14 protein-coding genes are annotated in these 16,877 nt (G+C 67.8%); 10 read left to right on the top strand and 4 right to left on the bottom strand.

The genetic code is table 11. The features are described 5' to 3' along the window. Positions 1-45 precede the first annotated feature (45 nt). The 5 genes from G6N09_RS03655 to G6N09_RS03635 are packed head-to-tail and all read left to right on the top strand — an operon-like array spanning position 46 to position 5,858. Positions 46-1,446, top strand: a complete 1,401-nt coding sequence (locus tag G6N09_RS03655; RefSeq protein WP_083023801.1) for a phosphomannomutase/phosphoglucomutase — start codon at positions 46-48, stop codon at positions 1,444-1,446. Further along, complete coding sequence (locus G6N09_RS03650; protein ID WP_083023803.1) at positions 1,443-2,573, top strand: TobH protein; 1,131 nt, start codon at positions 1,443-1,445, stop codon at positions 2,571-2,573. The genes G6N09_RS03655 and G6N09_RS03650 overlap by 4 nt, the downstream gene beginning before the upstream one ends. 8 nt (positions 2,574-2,581) lie before the next feature. Then, on the top strand, positions 2,582-3,835 hold the full coding sequence (gene manA / locus G6N09_RS03645; protein ID WP_083023804.1) for a mannose-6-phosphate isomerase, class I: 1,254 nt from the start codon (positions 2,582-2,584) through the stop codon (positions 3,833-3,835). A 2-nt stretch (positions 3,836-3,837) separates the two neighbouring features. After that, the gene (locus G6N09_RS03640) at positions 3,838-4,779 is read left to right on the top strand and encodes a cation diffusion facilitator family transporter (protein ID WP_083023806.1); all 942 of its coding nucleotides are present in this window, start codon (positions 3,838-3,840) and stop codon (positions 4,777-4,779) included. Positions 4,780-4,784: 5 nt separating this feature from the next. Continuing rightward, a complete protein-coding gene (locus G6N09_RS03635; protein WP_083023992.1) occupies positions 4,785-5,858 on the top strand; it encodes a type I-U CRISPR-associated protein Cas7 in 1,074 nt (357 codons plus the stop codon). A gap of 1 nt (position 5,859) precedes the next feature. Here the strand turns inward: G6N09_RS03635 and G6N09_RS03630 are convergent, their stop codons facing one another. The 4 genes from G6N09_RS03630 to G6N09_RS03615 form a co-directional block, all read right to left on the bottom strand. After that, the gene (locus tag G6N09_RS03630) at positions 5,860-6,624 is read right to left on the bottom strand and encodes an alpha/beta fold hydrolase (protein WP_083023808.1); all 765 of its coding nucleotides are present in this window, start codon (positions 6,622-6,624) and stop codon (positions 5,860-5,862) included. 88 nt (positions 6,625-6,712) lie between these two features. Next, positions 6,713-8,503, bottom strand: a complete 1,791-nt coding sequence (locus G6N09_RS20215) for a hypothetical protein (protein WP_163752648.1) — start codon at positions 8,501-8,503, stop codon at positions 6,713-6,715. A 519-nt stretch (positions 8,504-9,022) separates the two neighbouring features. Next, complete coding sequence (locus tag G6N09_RS03620) at positions 9,023-9,943, bottom strand: alpha/beta fold hydrolase (RefSeq protein WP_083023813.1); 921 nt, start codon at positions 9,941-9,943, stop codon at positions 9,023-9,025. Beyond that, on the bottom strand, positions 9,933-11,501 hold the full coding sequence (locus G6N09_RS03615; protein ID WP_083023994.1) for an adenylate/guanylate cyclase domain-containing protein: 1,569 nt from the start codon (positions 11,499-11,501) through the stop codon (positions 9,933-9,935). The genes G6N09_RS03620 and G6N09_RS03615 overlap by 11 nt, the downstream gene beginning before the upstream one ends. A gap of 87 nt (positions 11,502-11,588) precedes the next feature. Between G6N09_RS03615 and alkX the strand changes: the two genes are divergently transcribed. The 5 genes from alkX (at position 11,589) to mtrB (ending at position 16,876) form a co-directional block, all read left to right on the top strand. Beyond that, positions 11,589-12,194, top strand: coding sequence for a TetR family transcriptional regulator AlkX (gene alkX, locus G6N09_RS03610; RefSeq protein WP_083023815.1), 606 nt, complete (start codon positions 11,589-11,591; stop codon positions 12,192-12,194). Between the two features lie 73 nt (positions 12,195-12,267). Further along, positions 12,268-13,728, top strand: coding sequence for an adenosylhomocysteinase (gene ahcY / locus G6N09_RS03605; protein WP_109558858.1), 1,461 nt, complete (start codon positions 12,268-12,270; stop codon positions 13,726-13,728). 95 nt (positions 13,729-13,823) lie between these two features. Continuing rightward, positions 13,824-14,465, top strand: coding sequence for a dTMP kinase (locus G6N09_RS03600; protein ID WP_083023819.1), 642 nt, complete (start codon positions 13,824-13,826; stop codon positions 14,463-14,465). Positions 14,466-14,517: 52 nt separating this feature from the next. Continuing rightward, positions 14,518-15,204, top strand: coding sequence for a two-component system response regulator MtrA (mtrA, locus tag G6N09_RS03595; RefSeq protein ID WP_019737852.1), 687 nt, complete (start codon positions 14,518-14,520; stop codon positions 15,202-15,204). Between the two features lie 22 nt (positions 15,205-15,226). Beyond that, on the top strand, positions 15,227-16,876 hold the full coding sequence (gene mtrB / locus G6N09_RS03590) for an MtrAB system histidine kinase MtrB (RefSeq protein WP_083023822.1): 1,650 nt from the start codon (positions 15,227-15,229) through the stop codon (positions 16,874-16,876). Position 16,877: the final 1 nt, after the last annotated feature.

Raw genomic sequence — 16,877 nt, 5'->3', positions numbered from 1 at the left:
CTAGGCTTGGGTGTCTCGAGTCCACGTCGTCAGGAGCCCTTACCCATGTCTCGGCCCGCTGCGGCTGTCCACCGTGTGATCAAGGCGTACGACGTACGTGGCCTGGTCGGTTCAGAGATCGATGAATCCCTCGTTGCTGAGGTCGGGTATTCGTTTGCCCGGCTGATGGCCGAAGAAGGCGCCCGCCAGGTGGTGATCGGCCACGACATGCGGGACAGTTCGCCTCCGCTGGCGGCGGCGTTCGCCGAAGGGGTGCAGGCCCGAGGGCTCGATGTGGTCCGGATCGGGCTGGCCTCCACCGATCAGCTCTATTACGCGGCCGGGGCGCTGGACTGCCCGGGCGCGATGTTCACCGCCAGCCACAATCCGGCCGCCTACAACGGCATCAAGCTGTGTCGCGCGGGGGCCAAGCCGGTGGGTGCTGACAGCGGTCTGGGACGGATTCGCGATGAGCTGATCGCCGGAGTTGACCCGGCCGGCGACGGGAACGGACCGCGGGGCAGCATCACCGACCGCGACGTGCTGGCCGACTATGCGGCGTTCCTACATTCCCTGGTCGACATCTCCGGAGTGCGCCCACTGCGGGTTGCTGTCGACGCCGGCAACGGAATGGCCGGCCACACCGCCCCGGCGGTATTCGGATCGGTCGGCGCGATCACCGTGCTGCCACTGTTCTTCGAGCTGGACGGCAACTTCCCCAACCACGAGGCCAACCCGCTGGATCCGGCCAACCTCACCGATCTGCAGGCGTTCGTGCGCGAACAGGGTGCCGATATCGGGTTGGCCTTCGACGGCGATGCCGACCGGTGCTTCGTGGTCGACGAGCGCGGCGAGCCGGTGTCGCCGTCGGCGGTGACCGGTCTGGTGGCGGCTCGCGAATTGGCCCGCGAACCCGGGGCCACGGTCATCCACAATCTGATCACCTCGCATGCTGTTCCCGAGTTGGTGGCCGAACGCGGCGGCACGCCGCTGCGGTCGCGGGTGGGGCACTCGTTCATCAAGGCTTTGATGGCGGAGACCGGGGCCATCTTCGGCGGGGAGCACTCGGCGCACTACTACTTCCGGGATTTCTGGGGCGCAGACTCGGGGATGCTGGCCGCCCTGCACGTGCTGGCCGCCCTCGGTGAACAGGCGCGGCCACTGTCGGAGCTGACTGCCGACTACCAGCGTTACGCGGCGTCGGGCGAGATCAACTTCACCGTCGCTGATGCGCAGGCCTGTGTGGATGCCGTGGTCTCCTCGTTCGGAGAGAAGGTCTCCGTCGATCACCTCGACGGGGTGACCGTGGACCTGGGTGCGGGTAGCTGGTTCAACCTGCGCAGTTCCAACACCGAGCCGTTGTTGCGGCTCAATGTGGAGGCACCCGACGCCGCCGCGGTGGACGCGGTGGTGGCCCGGGTGGCCGAACAGATCGATCATCAGGCCGCGGAGACGCCGCGTCCGTGACCGCTTTCTCCGGCTCCTTCTCCGCCGTCGACCTCGATGACACCGAGGCCCTGCTGGCCGCCGACCACGACGGTGCGCTGTGGGCTGCGTCGACGGCTGGGGCGCAGGTGCGCGCGACTGCCGCCGCGGTCGACGAGGGTGCGTTGGACGGCGTCCGCAACGAGAGCCGGGACTATCCACCGCGGTCGGTGATCTGGCTGTCCACCCGTGGAGCCGCGGCCATGGCAGGGAGCATGCTGGCTGCGGTGCGTGGCGATGCCGCCCGAGCACCCCTGGTGCTGGCGGCTGAGGCACCGGCGTGGATCGGGTCGTTGGACGTCCTGGCCGTGGCCGGCGATGACCCCGGGGATCCAGCGCTGGTCGCCGCCGCAGCCGCTGGGGTGCGTCGGGGTGCGCGCGTGGTGGTGGTCGCCCCCTATGAAGGTCCGTTGCGGGACGCCACAGCCGGTCGGGCCGCCGTGCTGGAACCGCGGATCGCGGTCCGTGCCGAGTTTGGCCTGTTGCGTTACTTCGCCGCCGGACTGGCTGTGCTGGACGCGGTGGGGGCGGCCGGGGAAGCGCCCGTGGACCTGGGTGCAATCGCCGATGAGCTGGATGCGGAGGCGCTGCGCAACAGCGCCGCACGTGAGCTGTTCACCAACCCGGCGAAACTGTTGGCGGACCGCATGGTCGGCCGCGAGGTCGCTCTGGCCGGTGACTGCGCGGCGACGTTGGCGCTGGCCCGACACGGGTCGGCAACGATGCTGCGGATCGGCCGCACTGCGGTGGCGGCGGTCGGCCTGGCCGACGCCGTGAGCGCGCTGCGCGCGCGGTCCGCTGTGGGGCGCGATGTCTCCGACATCTTTCACGACGAGCAGATCGACGGTCCGGCAGGCGACCGGCTGCGGGTGCTGGTCCTGACGCTGCACGAAGAGCGGACCGTGGTCGCGGCCCGCATCAACGGCTTGGGCGATGTCGACCTGGTCGCAGCCGGGGACGTTCCGATGGCACTGGGCGCCTCGGAGGACGTCGCGGGCCCGACGGAGAGCCTTGCCTCGGCCGGCTCGGGTCCGACCGAACAGCAGCTTGCGGTGCTGGCCGTGCGGTTGGAGATGGCCGCCGCCTATGTGCGACTTCTGCGGGGTTGACGGGAACAGTGGAACAACTACACGGTGCGATACGGACCTACGCCTGGGGCTCAAGGACAGCTATCGCTGAGTTCACCGGTCGTCCGGTTCCGGCGGCGCATCCGGAGGCCGAGCTGTGGCTGGGCGCGCACCCGGGGGACCCGGCCTGCCTGGAAACCGACACCGGTGAGGTGTCGCTGCTTGACGTGCTGACCAAGGACCCGGAGGGCCAGCTGGGTTCGGTGGCGCAGGCCCGATTCGGTGACCGGCTGCCGTTTCTGGTCAAGGTACTGGCGGCCGATGAGCCGCTGTCACTGCAGGCCCACCCCAGCGCTATGCAGGCGATCGAGGGTTACGAACGTGAGGAGCGGCTCCGAGTTGCGGTGTCCTCACCCATTCGCAATTACCGCGACACCAGCCACAAGCCGGAATTGCTGGTCGCACTGCAGCCGTTCGAGGCGCTCGCCGGTTTCCGCCCGGTAGCCCGCACGATCGAGCTGTTACGGGCGTTGGCGGTATCGGATCTGGATCCGTTCATCGACTTGCTCGGTGGCCAGTCCGGCAACGATTCATCGCCTGCGCAATCCGATGCAGACGGGCTGCGGGCACTGTTCACCACCTGGATCACCGCGCCCCAGCCTGATCTGGACGTGCTGGTACCGGCGGTGCTTGAAGGCGCCATCCAGTACCTCAGTTCTGACGCCGGCGAGTTCTCCGCGGAGGCCAAGACGGTGCTCGAGCTCGGCGAGCGCTATCCCGGTGATGCCGGCGTGCTGGCCTCACTGCTGCTGAATCGGGTCACGCTGGCCCCGGGCGAGGCCATTTTCGTTTCCGCCGGCAACCTGCACACCTACCTGCACGGCGTCGGTCTGGAAGTCATGGCTAACTCCGACAACGTCTTGCGTGGCGGATTGACGCCCAAGCACGTCGACGTCCCGGAGCTGCTGCGGGTGCTGGATTTCACCCCCACCACCGAGCAGGCGTTGCGACCGGCCACCTATACCGACGGACTCGAGCTGGTCTACCAGACTCCGGCCGAGGAGTTCGCGCTGTCGCGGCTGACCCTTGACGGTGACCATCTGGGACATGAGGTCGATGCCCCCGCGCGCCATGAGGGTCCTCAGATCCTGCTGTGCACCGAGGGATCGATCACGGTGCATGCCAAGTCCAAGACGTTGACACTGCACCGGGGCGAATCGGCCTGGGTGCCCAGCGACGACGGGCCGATTCGGCTGCTCGCCCGCAAACCTGCGGTCCTGTTTCGGGCGACGATAGGGCTGTAGGAGTGTCGTCGTCAGGTAGTTCCAGGGCCATCATTGCGGCCCTGACGGCCAACGCGGGTATCGCGGTGGCGAAGTTCACCGGTTACCTGATCACCGGTAGTGCGGCCATGCTCGCCGAGGCGGTGCACTCGGTTGTCGACACCTCCAATCAGGCGCTGCTGTTGTTCGGGCAGCGCGCCGCCGCCAAGGCGCCCGACGCCCTGCACCCGTTCGGGCACGGCCGCAGCCGCTATTTCTGGTCGTTCGTTGTGGCTCTGGTGTTGTTCAGCCTGGGCTCGATGTTCGCGCTCTATGAGGGCTACGAGAAGGTGCGCCATCCGGTGGAGTTGAACTCCCCGGTGGTGGCGATCGCGATCCTGGTGGTGGCTATCGGGTTGGAGACCTACAGCTTTCGGACCGCGGTCAGGGAGTCACGGCCGCTGAAGGGCCAGGGCAGCTGGTGGCGGTTTCTGCGCGCGTCCCGCAATCCCGAGCTTCCGGTCGTGTTGTTGGAGGACACCGCGGCGCTGATCGGTCTGGTGCTGGCATTGGCCGGCGTGGGGCTCAGTGTGCTCACCGCAAACCCGGTGTGGGACGGCGTGAGCACCCTGGGGATCAGCGCGCTGCTCGGTGCGGTCGCCGTCTTCCTCATGGTCGAGATGCACAGCCTCTTGATCGGTGAGGGGGCCACGGCCGCCGAGGACCAAGCCATTCGTGCGGCTTTGGAGGGGACCGAGAACGTCACCCGCCTGATCCACATCCGCACCCAGTACCTGGGCCCGGACGAGATGCTGGTGGGGGCCAAGATCGCGCTGGTTCCCCGGCTGGACCTGGCTGGCGTCGCGGCCACCATCGATGCGGCCGAAGCCAATATCCGCGCCGCCGTCCCTGCGGCGCTGGTCATCTATCTCGAGCCGGATCTGGATCGCACGCCTGTGCCAGACTCGGCGGAGCAGAAAGGTTGATCGATTTGTCCACACTCTCCTTTGCCCAGCTCGCCGCGGCCTGTCAGGCCGGCGGCGGCAGCACGCTGCGCGTGTCCACCGAGCTGGCGCCTGCCGGGGGGCCGCACGCGGCTATCAGCCCGGTGCATCGCGCGGGACGCGGCGGCGCGGGCGCGGAGACACGGTTGATCGACGGGGAGCCGACTGCAACGGCGCTCATCGATGACAACCACAGTCAGGTCCAGCGTGTCGAAGCCGCGATTCTGCGGAGTGTCCGTGATCAGCACCCGCTGCTGAGCAGGGTGCCGCGCATGGAGGTCTCCTACGAGGGCGGCCGGCTGGTGTACACCGATCTTGAACTGCCGCAGCGCATTTTCGACGGACATTTCCTCACCGGCTCCATCGACGGCAAGCCTGCCATCGCGCACCCCGCCTATCGTTCGGCGCGGGAGAGCACCCCCGATAATGCCCGTGCTCTGTTGGAGCTGAGCCCGGGAAGCTTGATCTTCGGTGCGATCGACGCCGCCCTGGGCACGGGTCAGAGCCGATTCCGCGGCGTGCTGTCCGGCGAGATCATCGGCGTCCTGGTCAACGGGGCGCCCGGGGACTCCCGTGCGGTCTCCGACGCCGGTGTCTGCTGCAGCCGGATCATTCGCACCCAGGTGCTCAGCTTCGCCGCACTGCGGCAACTGCGGTTCGACTGCGGGCCGGCCGGGGACGAGGCGTGCCGGGTTCTCTTGGCCGCCTACGCGCTGGCCGGACTGGCGCGTTCCAACGCGGAACTGAGCATCCGGGCAAACTGCGACCTGGTGGAGACCGGCCCCACCACGTTGCGGCTCGATGCGCGCGACGGGGAATTCATCGAGTTGGCGGCGCTGTCGATCGCTGAGGCCGACGCGCTGTTGGAGCGTGCCCTGATCGAGGCCTACCGGGAAGCCGACATCACCTGGCGGGGGCAGATATTGCACGTCACCGGCAATTCCGCGGCCTACAGCGCCGCTCAGAACGGCGGAGCTCCGCAGAGCGCGCCGGTGACGCATGGACCCCGGCGGTTCCGGCTGCCGCACTTCATCGAGAGCCGATTGAGCACGACCAACTGAGTCACCCCGCTGCGGCGACGGATCTCCAGAACGACGTCAGGGCGGCGGCACCGCGCACCGGGTCTTGAGTCATCCACCAGTGACCGAGCCCTTCGAGCTCAGCCGTACGGGCGCCCGCTTGCTGGGCGCAGCGTCGTCGGATGCTCTCGGAGCCCACGTAGGGGTCGTCGGTGGCCAGCAGCGAAAGTCCCGGACGGGCCTGCGCCCGCTCCAGTCCGCCGCCGGCCTGCGCCATAGCGCCGGGACCCTCCACGGAGCGGTACAGCAACAGCGTTGCCCTTCCCATCTCCGGGCCCTGTGCTTGAGCGAGGGACCTGGCGATGTCCGGCGGCAGGGTGGCCGACCACAGTGCCGTCCGCTCATCGACGGTCCCGCCGAGCATGTTCTCGACCAGCCGCTCGCCCGCTCCGGGGGTTCGCCATATCTGGGCCGTCTCGGGCCAGACGTAGTCCGGGTCAAACACTCCGATGATGTCGGTGGCCCAACTACGCACCAGCTCCGGTCGATGCATCATCGCGTTGACCACGTGCACGCCGCCCCAATCGTGCCCGACGAGGTCTATCGGTTCACCGGAGACGCTCAGGGCTTCCAATTCCGATTCGAGCCAGTCACGGTAGGCCAGGTAGGTCGCGGAAAAGCCTTGTGGCAGTGGGGCGCCGAACCCCGGGGGTGAGAGTCGCACAATATCGTCACGGTTGAGCGCCTGCGCCAAGGGATTCCAGATCGAATCAGATTCCGGGTTGCCGTGTACCAGCACTACCGCCATGCGCTGATCATGGCACGCAGTAAGGCGCTCGACTGGGCTGGCCCAGTCGAGCGCCTTCCCTGATCACTGTTGACCGTTTACTTGGGCGCTAGTGGTCGTGGTCGTGGTCGTCACCGTCGTGGTCATGATCGTGGTCGTGCGGGTGACCGATTCCGCCGGCGCCTCCCGCGCCACCGGTCGCGTCGATGGCCTGGCCGCCGGCCGCACCGGCGTCGCCGGCGTAGTTCCCGGAGGCACCGCCATTGCCACCGGCGCCGCCGTCGCCCCCGGGCGCGAGAAGCGCGTCGTATTCGTCTAGGGCGCCATTGCCGCCACTCCCGCCGGCTCCACCGTCACCACCGGCGCCATGGCCATTGATGTTGTCGCCGCCGTGTCCGCCGGCGCCTCCCTGGCCGCCGGCGCCGTAGACCACACTGCTGTCCGGCAAGGTGATGTTCTCGCCGGCAGAGCCGCCGCCGTTTCCGCCGCTGCCGCCCTGGCCGCCATTGCTGGAGTTGCTGGCTCCGCCCGCGCCGCCTGCGCCGCCCACTCCGCCCAGAACGTAGGCGCCGCCGCCGGCGCCGCCTGCGCCGCCGGTCCCGCCTGTCGTGGTGGTGCTGATGCCACCGTCGGCGCCCGCTCCGCCGGCGCCGCCGTTGACTCCTGTGCCACCGTTGCCGCCTGCGCCGCCTGTGCCGCCAACGCTTCCGCTTCCGCCTGTGCCGCCTGCGCCGCCGGCCGCACCAGAGGAGACGAATCTGTCATCGTTGATCGCGCCGCTGCCACCGTTGCCGCCTGCGCCACCGTCACCACCAGCTCCAACGGTTCCGGCGTTGCCCTGCGAACCGAACAGAGCGCGTACCAGTCCAGCACTGCCTGCGGCCCCGCCGTTCCCGCCGATGCCGCCGATGCCGCCTTCGGTGGCTTCGTGAACGTAGTGCTCGTGCTCGTGGTCGTGTGCGTGCGCGAGGCTGTCCGCGCCCGAGCCGCCGACGCCGCCCGCGCCGCCTGCGCCGCCGTTACCCGCGTCTCCGCCGTCGCCGAAGAACTTGCCGCCGTGACCCCCGGCTCCACCGGCACCACCTGCGCCACCGTTGCCACCGTTGCCACCGAGCTGCTCCAGCAGGGCAGCGGTGCCCGCGTTGCCGATCCCACCTGCGCCGCCGTTGCCCCCGGCTCCGCCGTTGCCGAAGAAGATCGCGTTACCTCCGGCGCCACCAGCAGCGCCGATACTTCCGTCGAGTCCATCGGTGAGGATGCCGCTCCAGCCTGCGCCGCCGATGCCGCCGTTCCCGCCGTCGCCGAACAGCCAGCCGCCGGAGCCGCCGACGCCACCTGCCGTGGCCTCGATCAGAGTGCTTCCGCCGTAATAGCCGGCGTCCAGCCCGGCACCGCCGACGCCACCGCTACCGATCATGCCGGCGTTGCCGCCGGCCCCTGCGGCGATGAGCACGTTGTCGATGAAGGCCGTATCGGAGCCGGCGCCACCGTCACCGAGGAGGAATCCGCCGTCGCCGAGGTCTCCGATGCCGGGCAGCCAGCCGAACAGCGAGGTATTGGTGCCGGTGAAGTCATCGAGGCCGTTGCCGACCAGGAGCCGGCCGAAGAGAGCCTCGTAGAGTCCGAAGCCATTGATCAGGTTGAGGAGATCGGCGCTGGCGGAGTCGGTGATGAAATCCTGCACACTGGCATAGAAGTCGCCTGCGGCGGCAGGGCCTGCCACGTCGGCTGATGCGGCGCTGACGTCGAAGAGGTCCGCCAGCCAGTCGAAATCGGCGTGCGCCTGCGGCGCTGCCATCGGCGCCAGGGCGAATGTCATGAACGCTCCGACCGCGCTGGTGGTGCCGACGGCGGCGCCACGTCCTCGGGCGTGCCGTCCCGAATCGTGTCGACTATTCATGTGTATTCCTCCAGTTGTGTTGGGTGATCCGTCGCGTGAACCCATGCCGAGACCACGCCGGCCGATGAGGTGCATCGGCGGCGCGAGTCAACAGAGCGCGAGTTTGTGCTGCGAAAAGGGCGACGGGAATGGGTTATCTCAGAGCAGGATTCACTCCTGCGGACGCGTCATTCCGATCGGACGCTGTGGCGGAGAGGCCGGGAAGTTACGGACGCCGACGATAGCCGGCCCGTCAAGGGTGGAACGGGTGGTGCACAAGTTCGGGTCAGGTCACGGCGTCTCCTTCGGTCCCTGCGAGTCAGCTGTGGACAACCTTATTGGTAATGAAAATCATTGTCAATAAGGTGTCCGGGTGTGCTGTGCGCTGCGCGTGAGACCGGCAACGGGCCTGTTCGTAGCCGGCCTGTGCGGCGGGCATGCAGAGGCGAAAGAGGGTGGGCTGGGAAGGGCGAGCGCCCGTCGATCAGGCCTGCAACCGGCCGATCCGGGCAGGCCGTTCCCCAATCGGGGGTCGTGCGGTTAGGGCGTGGACTCGATCGAGCTGTCCCAAGCCTGAATCAGAGTGCGCAGAATCTCCTCGGCGCGCCCCAGGCCGGCCAGGTGACTCTCGCCGGGCATCGGGTAGAGCCGCGCGTCGGGGAGCAACGACACCGCGTGCTCGCCATGGGCGAACGGGATGATGTGGTCGGCGTCGCCGTGCCACCAATGCACCGGCACCTGCACGTCGTTGAGTCGGAAACCCCAGGGGCGGGCGAACAAGACGGAATCGGCGATGGGTGCAGCGAGCTGTTTGCGGGAACCGTTGAGCAGGTCATCGAGGAACATTGCCTTGAACTCCGGGCGCGACAGCATCTCGCGGTCACCCTCGGGGGAGAGTCGGGCGTAGAGCTCCAAGGCGGGCGAGGCCACGGGCCGGACCATTCGAATCAGGGCGGCGGCCACCATGCTGATGGGCCGCCCGGCGCGATCGAGCACCGGCTCGGCCAGCCGGACCAGCCGCATCAGGTTGCTGTCGATGGCGTCGGGGCCTGCCGCCGGGGCGACGCCGCCCAGAATGCCTGCTGCAACCACGCGTTCGGGCATGGCTGCTGCGCATGCCAGGGTGTAGGGGCCGCCGCCGGAGAGCCCGATGATCGCCATCTTGTCGATCCCGAGTGTGTCGGCCACGGTGCGCAGATCGTCGGGGAACTGGGAGATCGTTTCGTACTGAAAGGGCGTGGAGGAGCCGATGCCGGGCCGATCGACCCCGATCAGGCGGATGTTCGCTTCGGTGGCGTACACCCGTGCATCGAGGGGAATCTGCCGCCGGGCGCCGGGTGTGCCGTGCAGCCAGAACATCGCACGGCCCTGCGGAGCGCCGAACTCGGCGAATCCGAGCTGGCGGCCTTCGCCGACGGCGATATTGCCCTCCATCTGCGGACGGGTGATCTCATAAGCCATGTTCGGAGTCTGACACGCGCCTCGAATCCAGGTCACCCCCGGTCGCGGGCTGGGGGAGCGGCATCGACATCTGGGTGGGCTGAGCGCGACCGCGCAGCGTCGCCGAACCGTGGTCGGTCCAGTGCGCCCGCTCGGTGTCGGCGACGCGCTCCAGCGCGGTCTGCGAGCACAGCACGCGGGTGCTGACGCTCTTGGCGCGATCGGCCAAACGTGCCGCTTCGTTGACGGCATCACCGACCACCGTGTACTCGTAGCGGTTCTCGCTGCCGATGTTGCCGGCGAACACCCGCCCCGCCGAGACGCCGATCCCGAAGTCGACCAAGGGCAGCCGGCGCAGCCGGTTGATCAGGATGCGGGCCGTTGCCAGGGCCTGGGCGGCCGCGTCCTCGGAAGGCACCGGGGCGCCGAACACCGCCAACGCCGCGTCGCCCTGAAACTTGTTGATGGAACCGCGCTGCGCGTCGACGGTGTCCACCACGATGCGAAAGAAGTCGTTGAGTACCCCGGCGACTTCGTCCGGCGGGTGGGTTGCCGCCAGCTCCGTCGACCCCACGAGGTCGATGAACAGAATCGCCGCCTCCTGCACCGAGCCCGACAGTGCCAGATCCTGCTCCACCGCCAACCGGGCCACGTCGGAGCCGACATGCCTGCCGAAGAGGTCTTGGAGCCGATCACGTTCGACCAGGCCGGCCACCATACGGTTGAACCCGGCCTGAAGCCGGCCGATCTCGGAGTGTTCGTAGACGCCGACCGCGGTGTCCAACTGGCCGCGCTCGATCCGGGCCATCGCGTTGACCACTTCGCCGACCGGATCGGAAATCGACCGGGCCACCAGGATCATGGCGCGGACTCCGAGGGCCACCGCCACCACGCACAGCACCAGAACGGGGATCTCCACCGACGAGCTCGGGTCGATGATCCATCCCATCCGCCGGCAGACGATCAACGTCACGATGGCCAATGACGGCAGCGCGCAGGTGACGAACCACATGGTCACCAACCGGGTCAGCACCCCTGGGGCGGCGACGCGGACGCCGGAACCCTGCCAGGCCAGCGCCATCATCGGGCGGAAGGTGCGCTGGGTGAACAGCATGCTGGTGCTCACCGACGCCGTCCCGCCGAAGACGATCACAGTGCTGAGCAACACGATCAGTCCGACGTTGTCGGAGTGGAACACGGCCAATGCGATGACACCGCTCACCAGCCACGTTCCGAACACGATCAGCGACTGGCGCCGCAAGATGTTGATCGCCGCCTGGCACTGCCGGGAATCGGGCATCTGACCGGCCGCGTACCAACGCACCGACGGCGCGATACTCACTGCGCCCGCGACCGCGACCGTCAACGTCCCCAACGCAACCAGCGCTGTGACCAGGGCAAGATTCGGCCAATGCAGCAGGCGGTTAGGCCCGACCGCAGTCTCATCATTGAGCGATACCACCACGGCGGTGGCCTCGGCGCTGGTCAGCAGGTGGGCGAAGGCCAAGCCCGTCGCGTAGTCGCGGACCCCAACGGCGGTACGCGGCCGTCTACCAGTGGCCGAGCCTGCAGTCGTCATCGCGGTCGTGCCCATCCCTGAGTGCGTTGTGCACTCAAGTTATACGGATCTGCAGTGCGCGGCGGGGCAGGCGCTAACGTGACGACGGTGAAACGCACTTCCTACGCCGAGGCATCACGGGCGGTGCTGCGCGACTCGGTGTTGGACGCGATGCGGGAGCTGCTCACCCGGCGCGACTGGTCCTCGATCACGTTGGCGGCGGTCGCGGAGGCGGCCGGGGTCAGCAGGCAGACCATCTACAACGAATTCGGTTCCCGACAGGGCCTTGCCCAGGGCTATGCGGTCCGGCTCGCCGACCGCTTGGTCGACGCAGTCGAGAACGCCATGACCGACAACGTCGGTGACATTCACGCCGCATTCCTGGAGGGGTTTCGGACCTTCTTCTCTGACTCCGCCGCCGACCCGTTGGTGATCTCGTTGCTGACCGGGGCTGCCAAACCGGACCTGCTGCAGATCATCACCACCGACAGCGGGCCGATCATCACCCGCAGCTCGCAACGACTCACCTCGTCGTTCATGCACAGCTGGGTCAAGGTCAGTGAAGACGACGCCGGCATCCTGGCCCGCGCCGTCGTGAGGCTGGCCATGAGTTATGTCTCCATGCCGCCGGAGTCCGATCACGACGTGGCGGCCGACCTGGCCCGATTGTTCACCCCGGCGGCACAGACCTACGGCGTCATCGACACCGAATGACCCGCCCGAGCAGACTCGGGCCTGCGCCGGTAGCTTGTATCGGAGCCAATTCACCGAACCAAACGGGGGCGTACTGATGAGTTTGACCGCGGACAGCCGCAACGGCATCGACTACAAGGTCGCTGACCTGTCGCTGGCCGAGTTCGGCCGCAAGGAGATCCGGCTGGCTGAGCACGAGATGCCGGGCCTGATGGCGTTGCGGCACGAGTACCACGGGGTCAACCCGCTCAAGGGCGCCCGCATCACCGGTTCGCTGCACATGACCATCCAGACTGCGGTGCTCATCGAGACCCTGGTCGACCTCGGAGCCGAAGTCCGCTGGGCGTCGTGCAACATCTTCTCCACTCAGGATCACGCCGCCGCCGCCGTGGTCGTCGGGCCGCACGGCACCATCGAGGAGCCCAAGGGCACTCCGGTCTTCGCCTGGAAGGGCGAGAGCCTCGAGGAGTACTGGTGGTGCGCCGAGGAAGCCCTGACCTGGGATGGCGAGCCGGCCAACATGATTCTCGACGACGGCGGCGACGCCACCATGATGGTGCTGCGCGGTGCCCAGTACGAGAAGGCCGGCGTGGTTCCGCCCGCCGAGGACGGCGACTCGGCCGAGTGGAAGGTCTTCCTGGCCCGGCTGCGCGAGCGCTACGAGACCGACAAGACCAAATGGACCAAGATCGCCGAGTCGGTCCAGGGTGTCACCGAGGAGACCACCACCGGCGTGCTGCGGCTGTACCAGCTGGCCGCTGCGGGTGAGCTGGTGTTCCCGGCGATCAACGTCAACGACTCGGTCACCAAGTCCAAGTTCGACAACAAGTACGGCTGCCGGCACTCGCTGATCGACGGCATCAACCGTGGCACCGACGCCCTGATCGGCGGCAAGAAGGCGCTGGTCTGCGGGTTCGGCGACGTCGGCAAGGGCAGCGCGGACTCCCTCAAGGGCCAGGGCGCCCGGGTCACGGTCACCGAGATTGACCCGATCAACGCGCTGCAGGCACTGATGGAGGGCTACGACGTCCAGACCGTCGAGCAGGCCATCGGTGAGGCCGACATCGTCATCACCACCACCGGCAACAAGGACATCATCACCCTCGAGCACATGAAGGCGATGAAGAACCAGGCCATCCTGGGCAACATCGGCCACTTCGACAACGAGATCGACATGGCCGCGCTGGAGAGCTCGGGCGCCGTGCGTGACAACGTCAAGCCGCAGGTCGACGTGTGGACCTTCCCCGACACCGGTAAGTCGATCATCGTGCTGTCCGAGGGGCGTCTGCTCAACCTGGGCAATGCCACCGGCCACCCGTCGTTCGTGATGAGCAACAGCTTCTCCAACCAGGTGATCGCTCAGATCGAGCTGTGGACCAAGGGCGACGAGTACGACAACGAGGTCTACCGGCTGCCCAAGCACCTCGACGAGAAGGTGGCCCGCATCCACGTCGAGGCCCTGGGTGCCACGCTGACCAAGCTGACCAAGGACCAGGCCGAGTACATCGGCGTTGACGTCGAAGGCCCGTACAAGCCGGACCACTACCGGTACTGATCTCGGCTCCATCGCCGAGCGTGAAGTTGGGTTCACCGTCGACCATCGAGCGTGAAGCCAACTTCACGTTCGCGGTGGCGGATTAGGCTCGGCGCGTGCTGATCGCGATCGAAGGCGTTGACGGCGCCGGCAAGAACACCCTGACCCAGGGATTGCGTACGGCCATCGAAGGTGACGGTCGAACGGTCGCCACGCTGGCATTCCCGCGCTACGGAGCGTCGGTGACCGCCGATGTGGCCGCCGAAGCGCTGCGCGGCGGGCACGGGGACCTGGCCGATTCGGTCTATGCCATGGGGATGCTCTTCGCCCTGGACCGCGCCGGCGCCAAGGACCATATCGCCGCCCTGCTCGGCGGCCACGACGTGGTGATCCTCGACCGGTACGTCGCCTCCAGCGCCGCCTACAGCGCGGCGCGGCTGCACCAGGACGCCGACGGCGAGGTGGTGGACTGGGTGCGGGAATTGGAGTTCGGCCGGTTCGGACTGCCCACACCGGATTGGCAGGTGCTGCTCGATGTGCCCACCGAACTCGCTGCGCAGCGGGCCCGGCACCGTGAGGACGCCGACGCCGCTCGTGCCCGCGACAGCTATGAGCGCGACGACGGTCTGCAGCGCCGCACCGGCGCGGTCTACCGTGGGTTGGCCCAGGCGGGCTTCGGCGGACGCTGGCGGGTGGTCGGCCCCACGGTCGACGCAGCCGGCCTGGCGGCTGATCTGACTGCGCAGATGCGCGGGTAACTCTGCGAAACGCGCGTGTGATAGCAGCGTTTTGTCTCGTTCTGGTGACACCATGTACGCCATGAGGCAAAGGATTCTTGTCGTCGACGACGACGCGTCGCTGGCCGAGATGCTCACCATCGTGTTGCGTGGGGAGGGTTTCGACACCGCGGTCGTCGGTGACGGCACCCAGGCGCTCACCGCGGTGCATGAGCTTCGGCCCGACCTGGTGCTGCTCGACCTGATGCTGCCCGGAATGAACGGCATCGACGTGTGTCGCGTGCTGCGCAAAGACTCCGGTGTGCCGATCGTGATGCTCACCGCCAAGACCGACACCGTCGACGTGGTGCTCGGGCTGGAGTCGGGTGCCGACGACTACATCATGAAGCCGTTCAAACCCAAGGAGTTGGTGGCCCGGGTGCGGGCCCGGCTGCGCCGCAATGACGACGAACCGGCCGAGATGCTCTCGATCGCCGACATCGACATCGACGTGCCGGCGCACAAGGTGAGTCGTGCCGGCGAGCAGATCTCGCTAACCCCCCTGGAGTTCGACCTACTGGTGGCGCTGGCACGCAAACCGCGGCAGGTGTTTACTCGTGAGGTGCTCCTCGAACAGGTCTGGGGATACCGGCATCCGGCCGACACCCGGCTGGTGAATGTGCACGTCCAGCGTCTGCGGGCCAAGGTGGAGCAGGACCCGGAGAACCCGACTGTGGTGCTGACCGTTCGAGGAGTGGGCTACAAGGCCGGACCTCCGTGATCCCCACCGGGGAGCAGCTGCGGTGATTTTCAGCTCCCGACGGCGCCCCCGGCGATCGGGTCCACTGCTGCTCGGTGTGAACACACTGCGCCGTGCGGTGCAGGTCGCTTGGCGCCGTTCATTGCAGCTCCGGGTTGTGGTGCTCACCCTGGGTATGTCGGCCGTGGTCATCCTGGGTCTGGGCTTCGTGTTGACCAGTCAGATCACCGACCGGGTGCTCGACGTCAAGGTCCGGGCGGCCACCGAACAGATCGTGCGTGCGCGGGTCACCGCCGGCGGGATCGTCGGTGGCGAAGAAGCGCGTTCACTGTCCTCGAGTTTGCAGTTGGCGCGCAACACCCTGATGTCCAAAACTGACCCCGCCGCCGGCAGCGGCACCGCCGGTGCCTTCGACGCGGTGCTGGTGGTGCCCGGCGAGGGGCCACGAGCGGCGACTGCGGCTGGGCCGGTCGATCAGGTTCCGGCCGCGCTGCGCGAGTTCGTCAAGGCCGGGCAGGTCAGCTACCAGTACGCGACCGTGCACGTCGAGGGATTTTCCGGGCCGGCTCTGGTGGTCGGCACCCCGACCACCTCGCGGATCACCAATCTTGAGCTGTACCTGATTTATCCGCTGGGCACCGAGCGCAACACGATCAGCATGGTGCGGGGCACGATCGCCACCGGCGGTCTGGTGCTGCTGGTGTTGCTAGCCGGGATCGCGCTGCTGGTGTCGCGGCAGGTGGTGCTACCGGTGCGGTCTGCGTCGCGTATCGCCGAGCGCTTCGCCGAGGGGCATCTGTCCGAACGCATGCCGGTGCGCGGCGAAGACGACATGGCCCGGCTGGCCGTGTCGTTCAACGACATGGCCGAGAGCCTGTCACGGGAGATCACCCAACTCGAGGAATTCGGCAATCTGCAGCGCCGATTCACCTCCGACGTGAGCCACGAACTGCGCACCCCACTGACCACGGTGCGGATGGCGGCCGACCTGATCTATGACCACAGCGACGAGCTGGAGCCCTCGCTACGACGGTCCACCGAACTACTGGTCAGTGAGCTGGACCGATTCGAGTCACTGCTCAACGATCTGTTGGAGATCTCCCGGCACGACGCCGGGGTGGCCGAATTGTCCGTGGAGTCGGTGGACCTGCGCACGACGGTCAACAGCGCGCTGGAGAACGTGGGTCATCTGACCGCCGAGGCCGGTGTCCAGCTCAAGGTGGACATGCCGGGTGATCCGGTGATCGCTGAGGTCGATCCGCGCCGGGTGGAACGCATCCTGCGCAACCTGATTGCCAACGCCATCGACCACGCCGAGCGCAGGCCGGTGGTGATCCGGATGGCCGCCGACGAAGACACGGTGGCCGTCACCGTGCGCGACCACGGGGTGGGTTTGCGCCCAGGGGAGGAGAAGCTGGTGTTCAGCCGGTTCTGGCGCGCCGACCCGTCGCGGGTGCGGCGTTCTGGTGGAACCGGGCTGGGGCTGGCGATCAGTGTGGAAGACGCCCGCCTGCACCAGGGCCGGCTGGAGGCATGGGGTGAGCCGGGCAAGGGGGCGTGCTTCCGGCTCACCCTGCCGCTGGTGCGCGGCCACAAGGTCACCACCAGCCCGTTGCCGATGAAGCCGGTGAGCCCCGCCGAACGCCGGGAGCGTCGTCAGCGGGCCCGGGAACATGCCGAGAGGGTCGGATGAT

The organism is Mycolicibacter minnesotensis (assembly GCF_010731755.1).
Classification (GTDB): domain Bacteria; phylum Actinomycetota; class Actinomycetes; order Mycobacteriales; family Mycobacteriaceae; genus Mycobacterium; species Mycobacterium minnesotense.
This window is presented reverse-complemented; position numbering and strand designations above follow the sequence as displayed.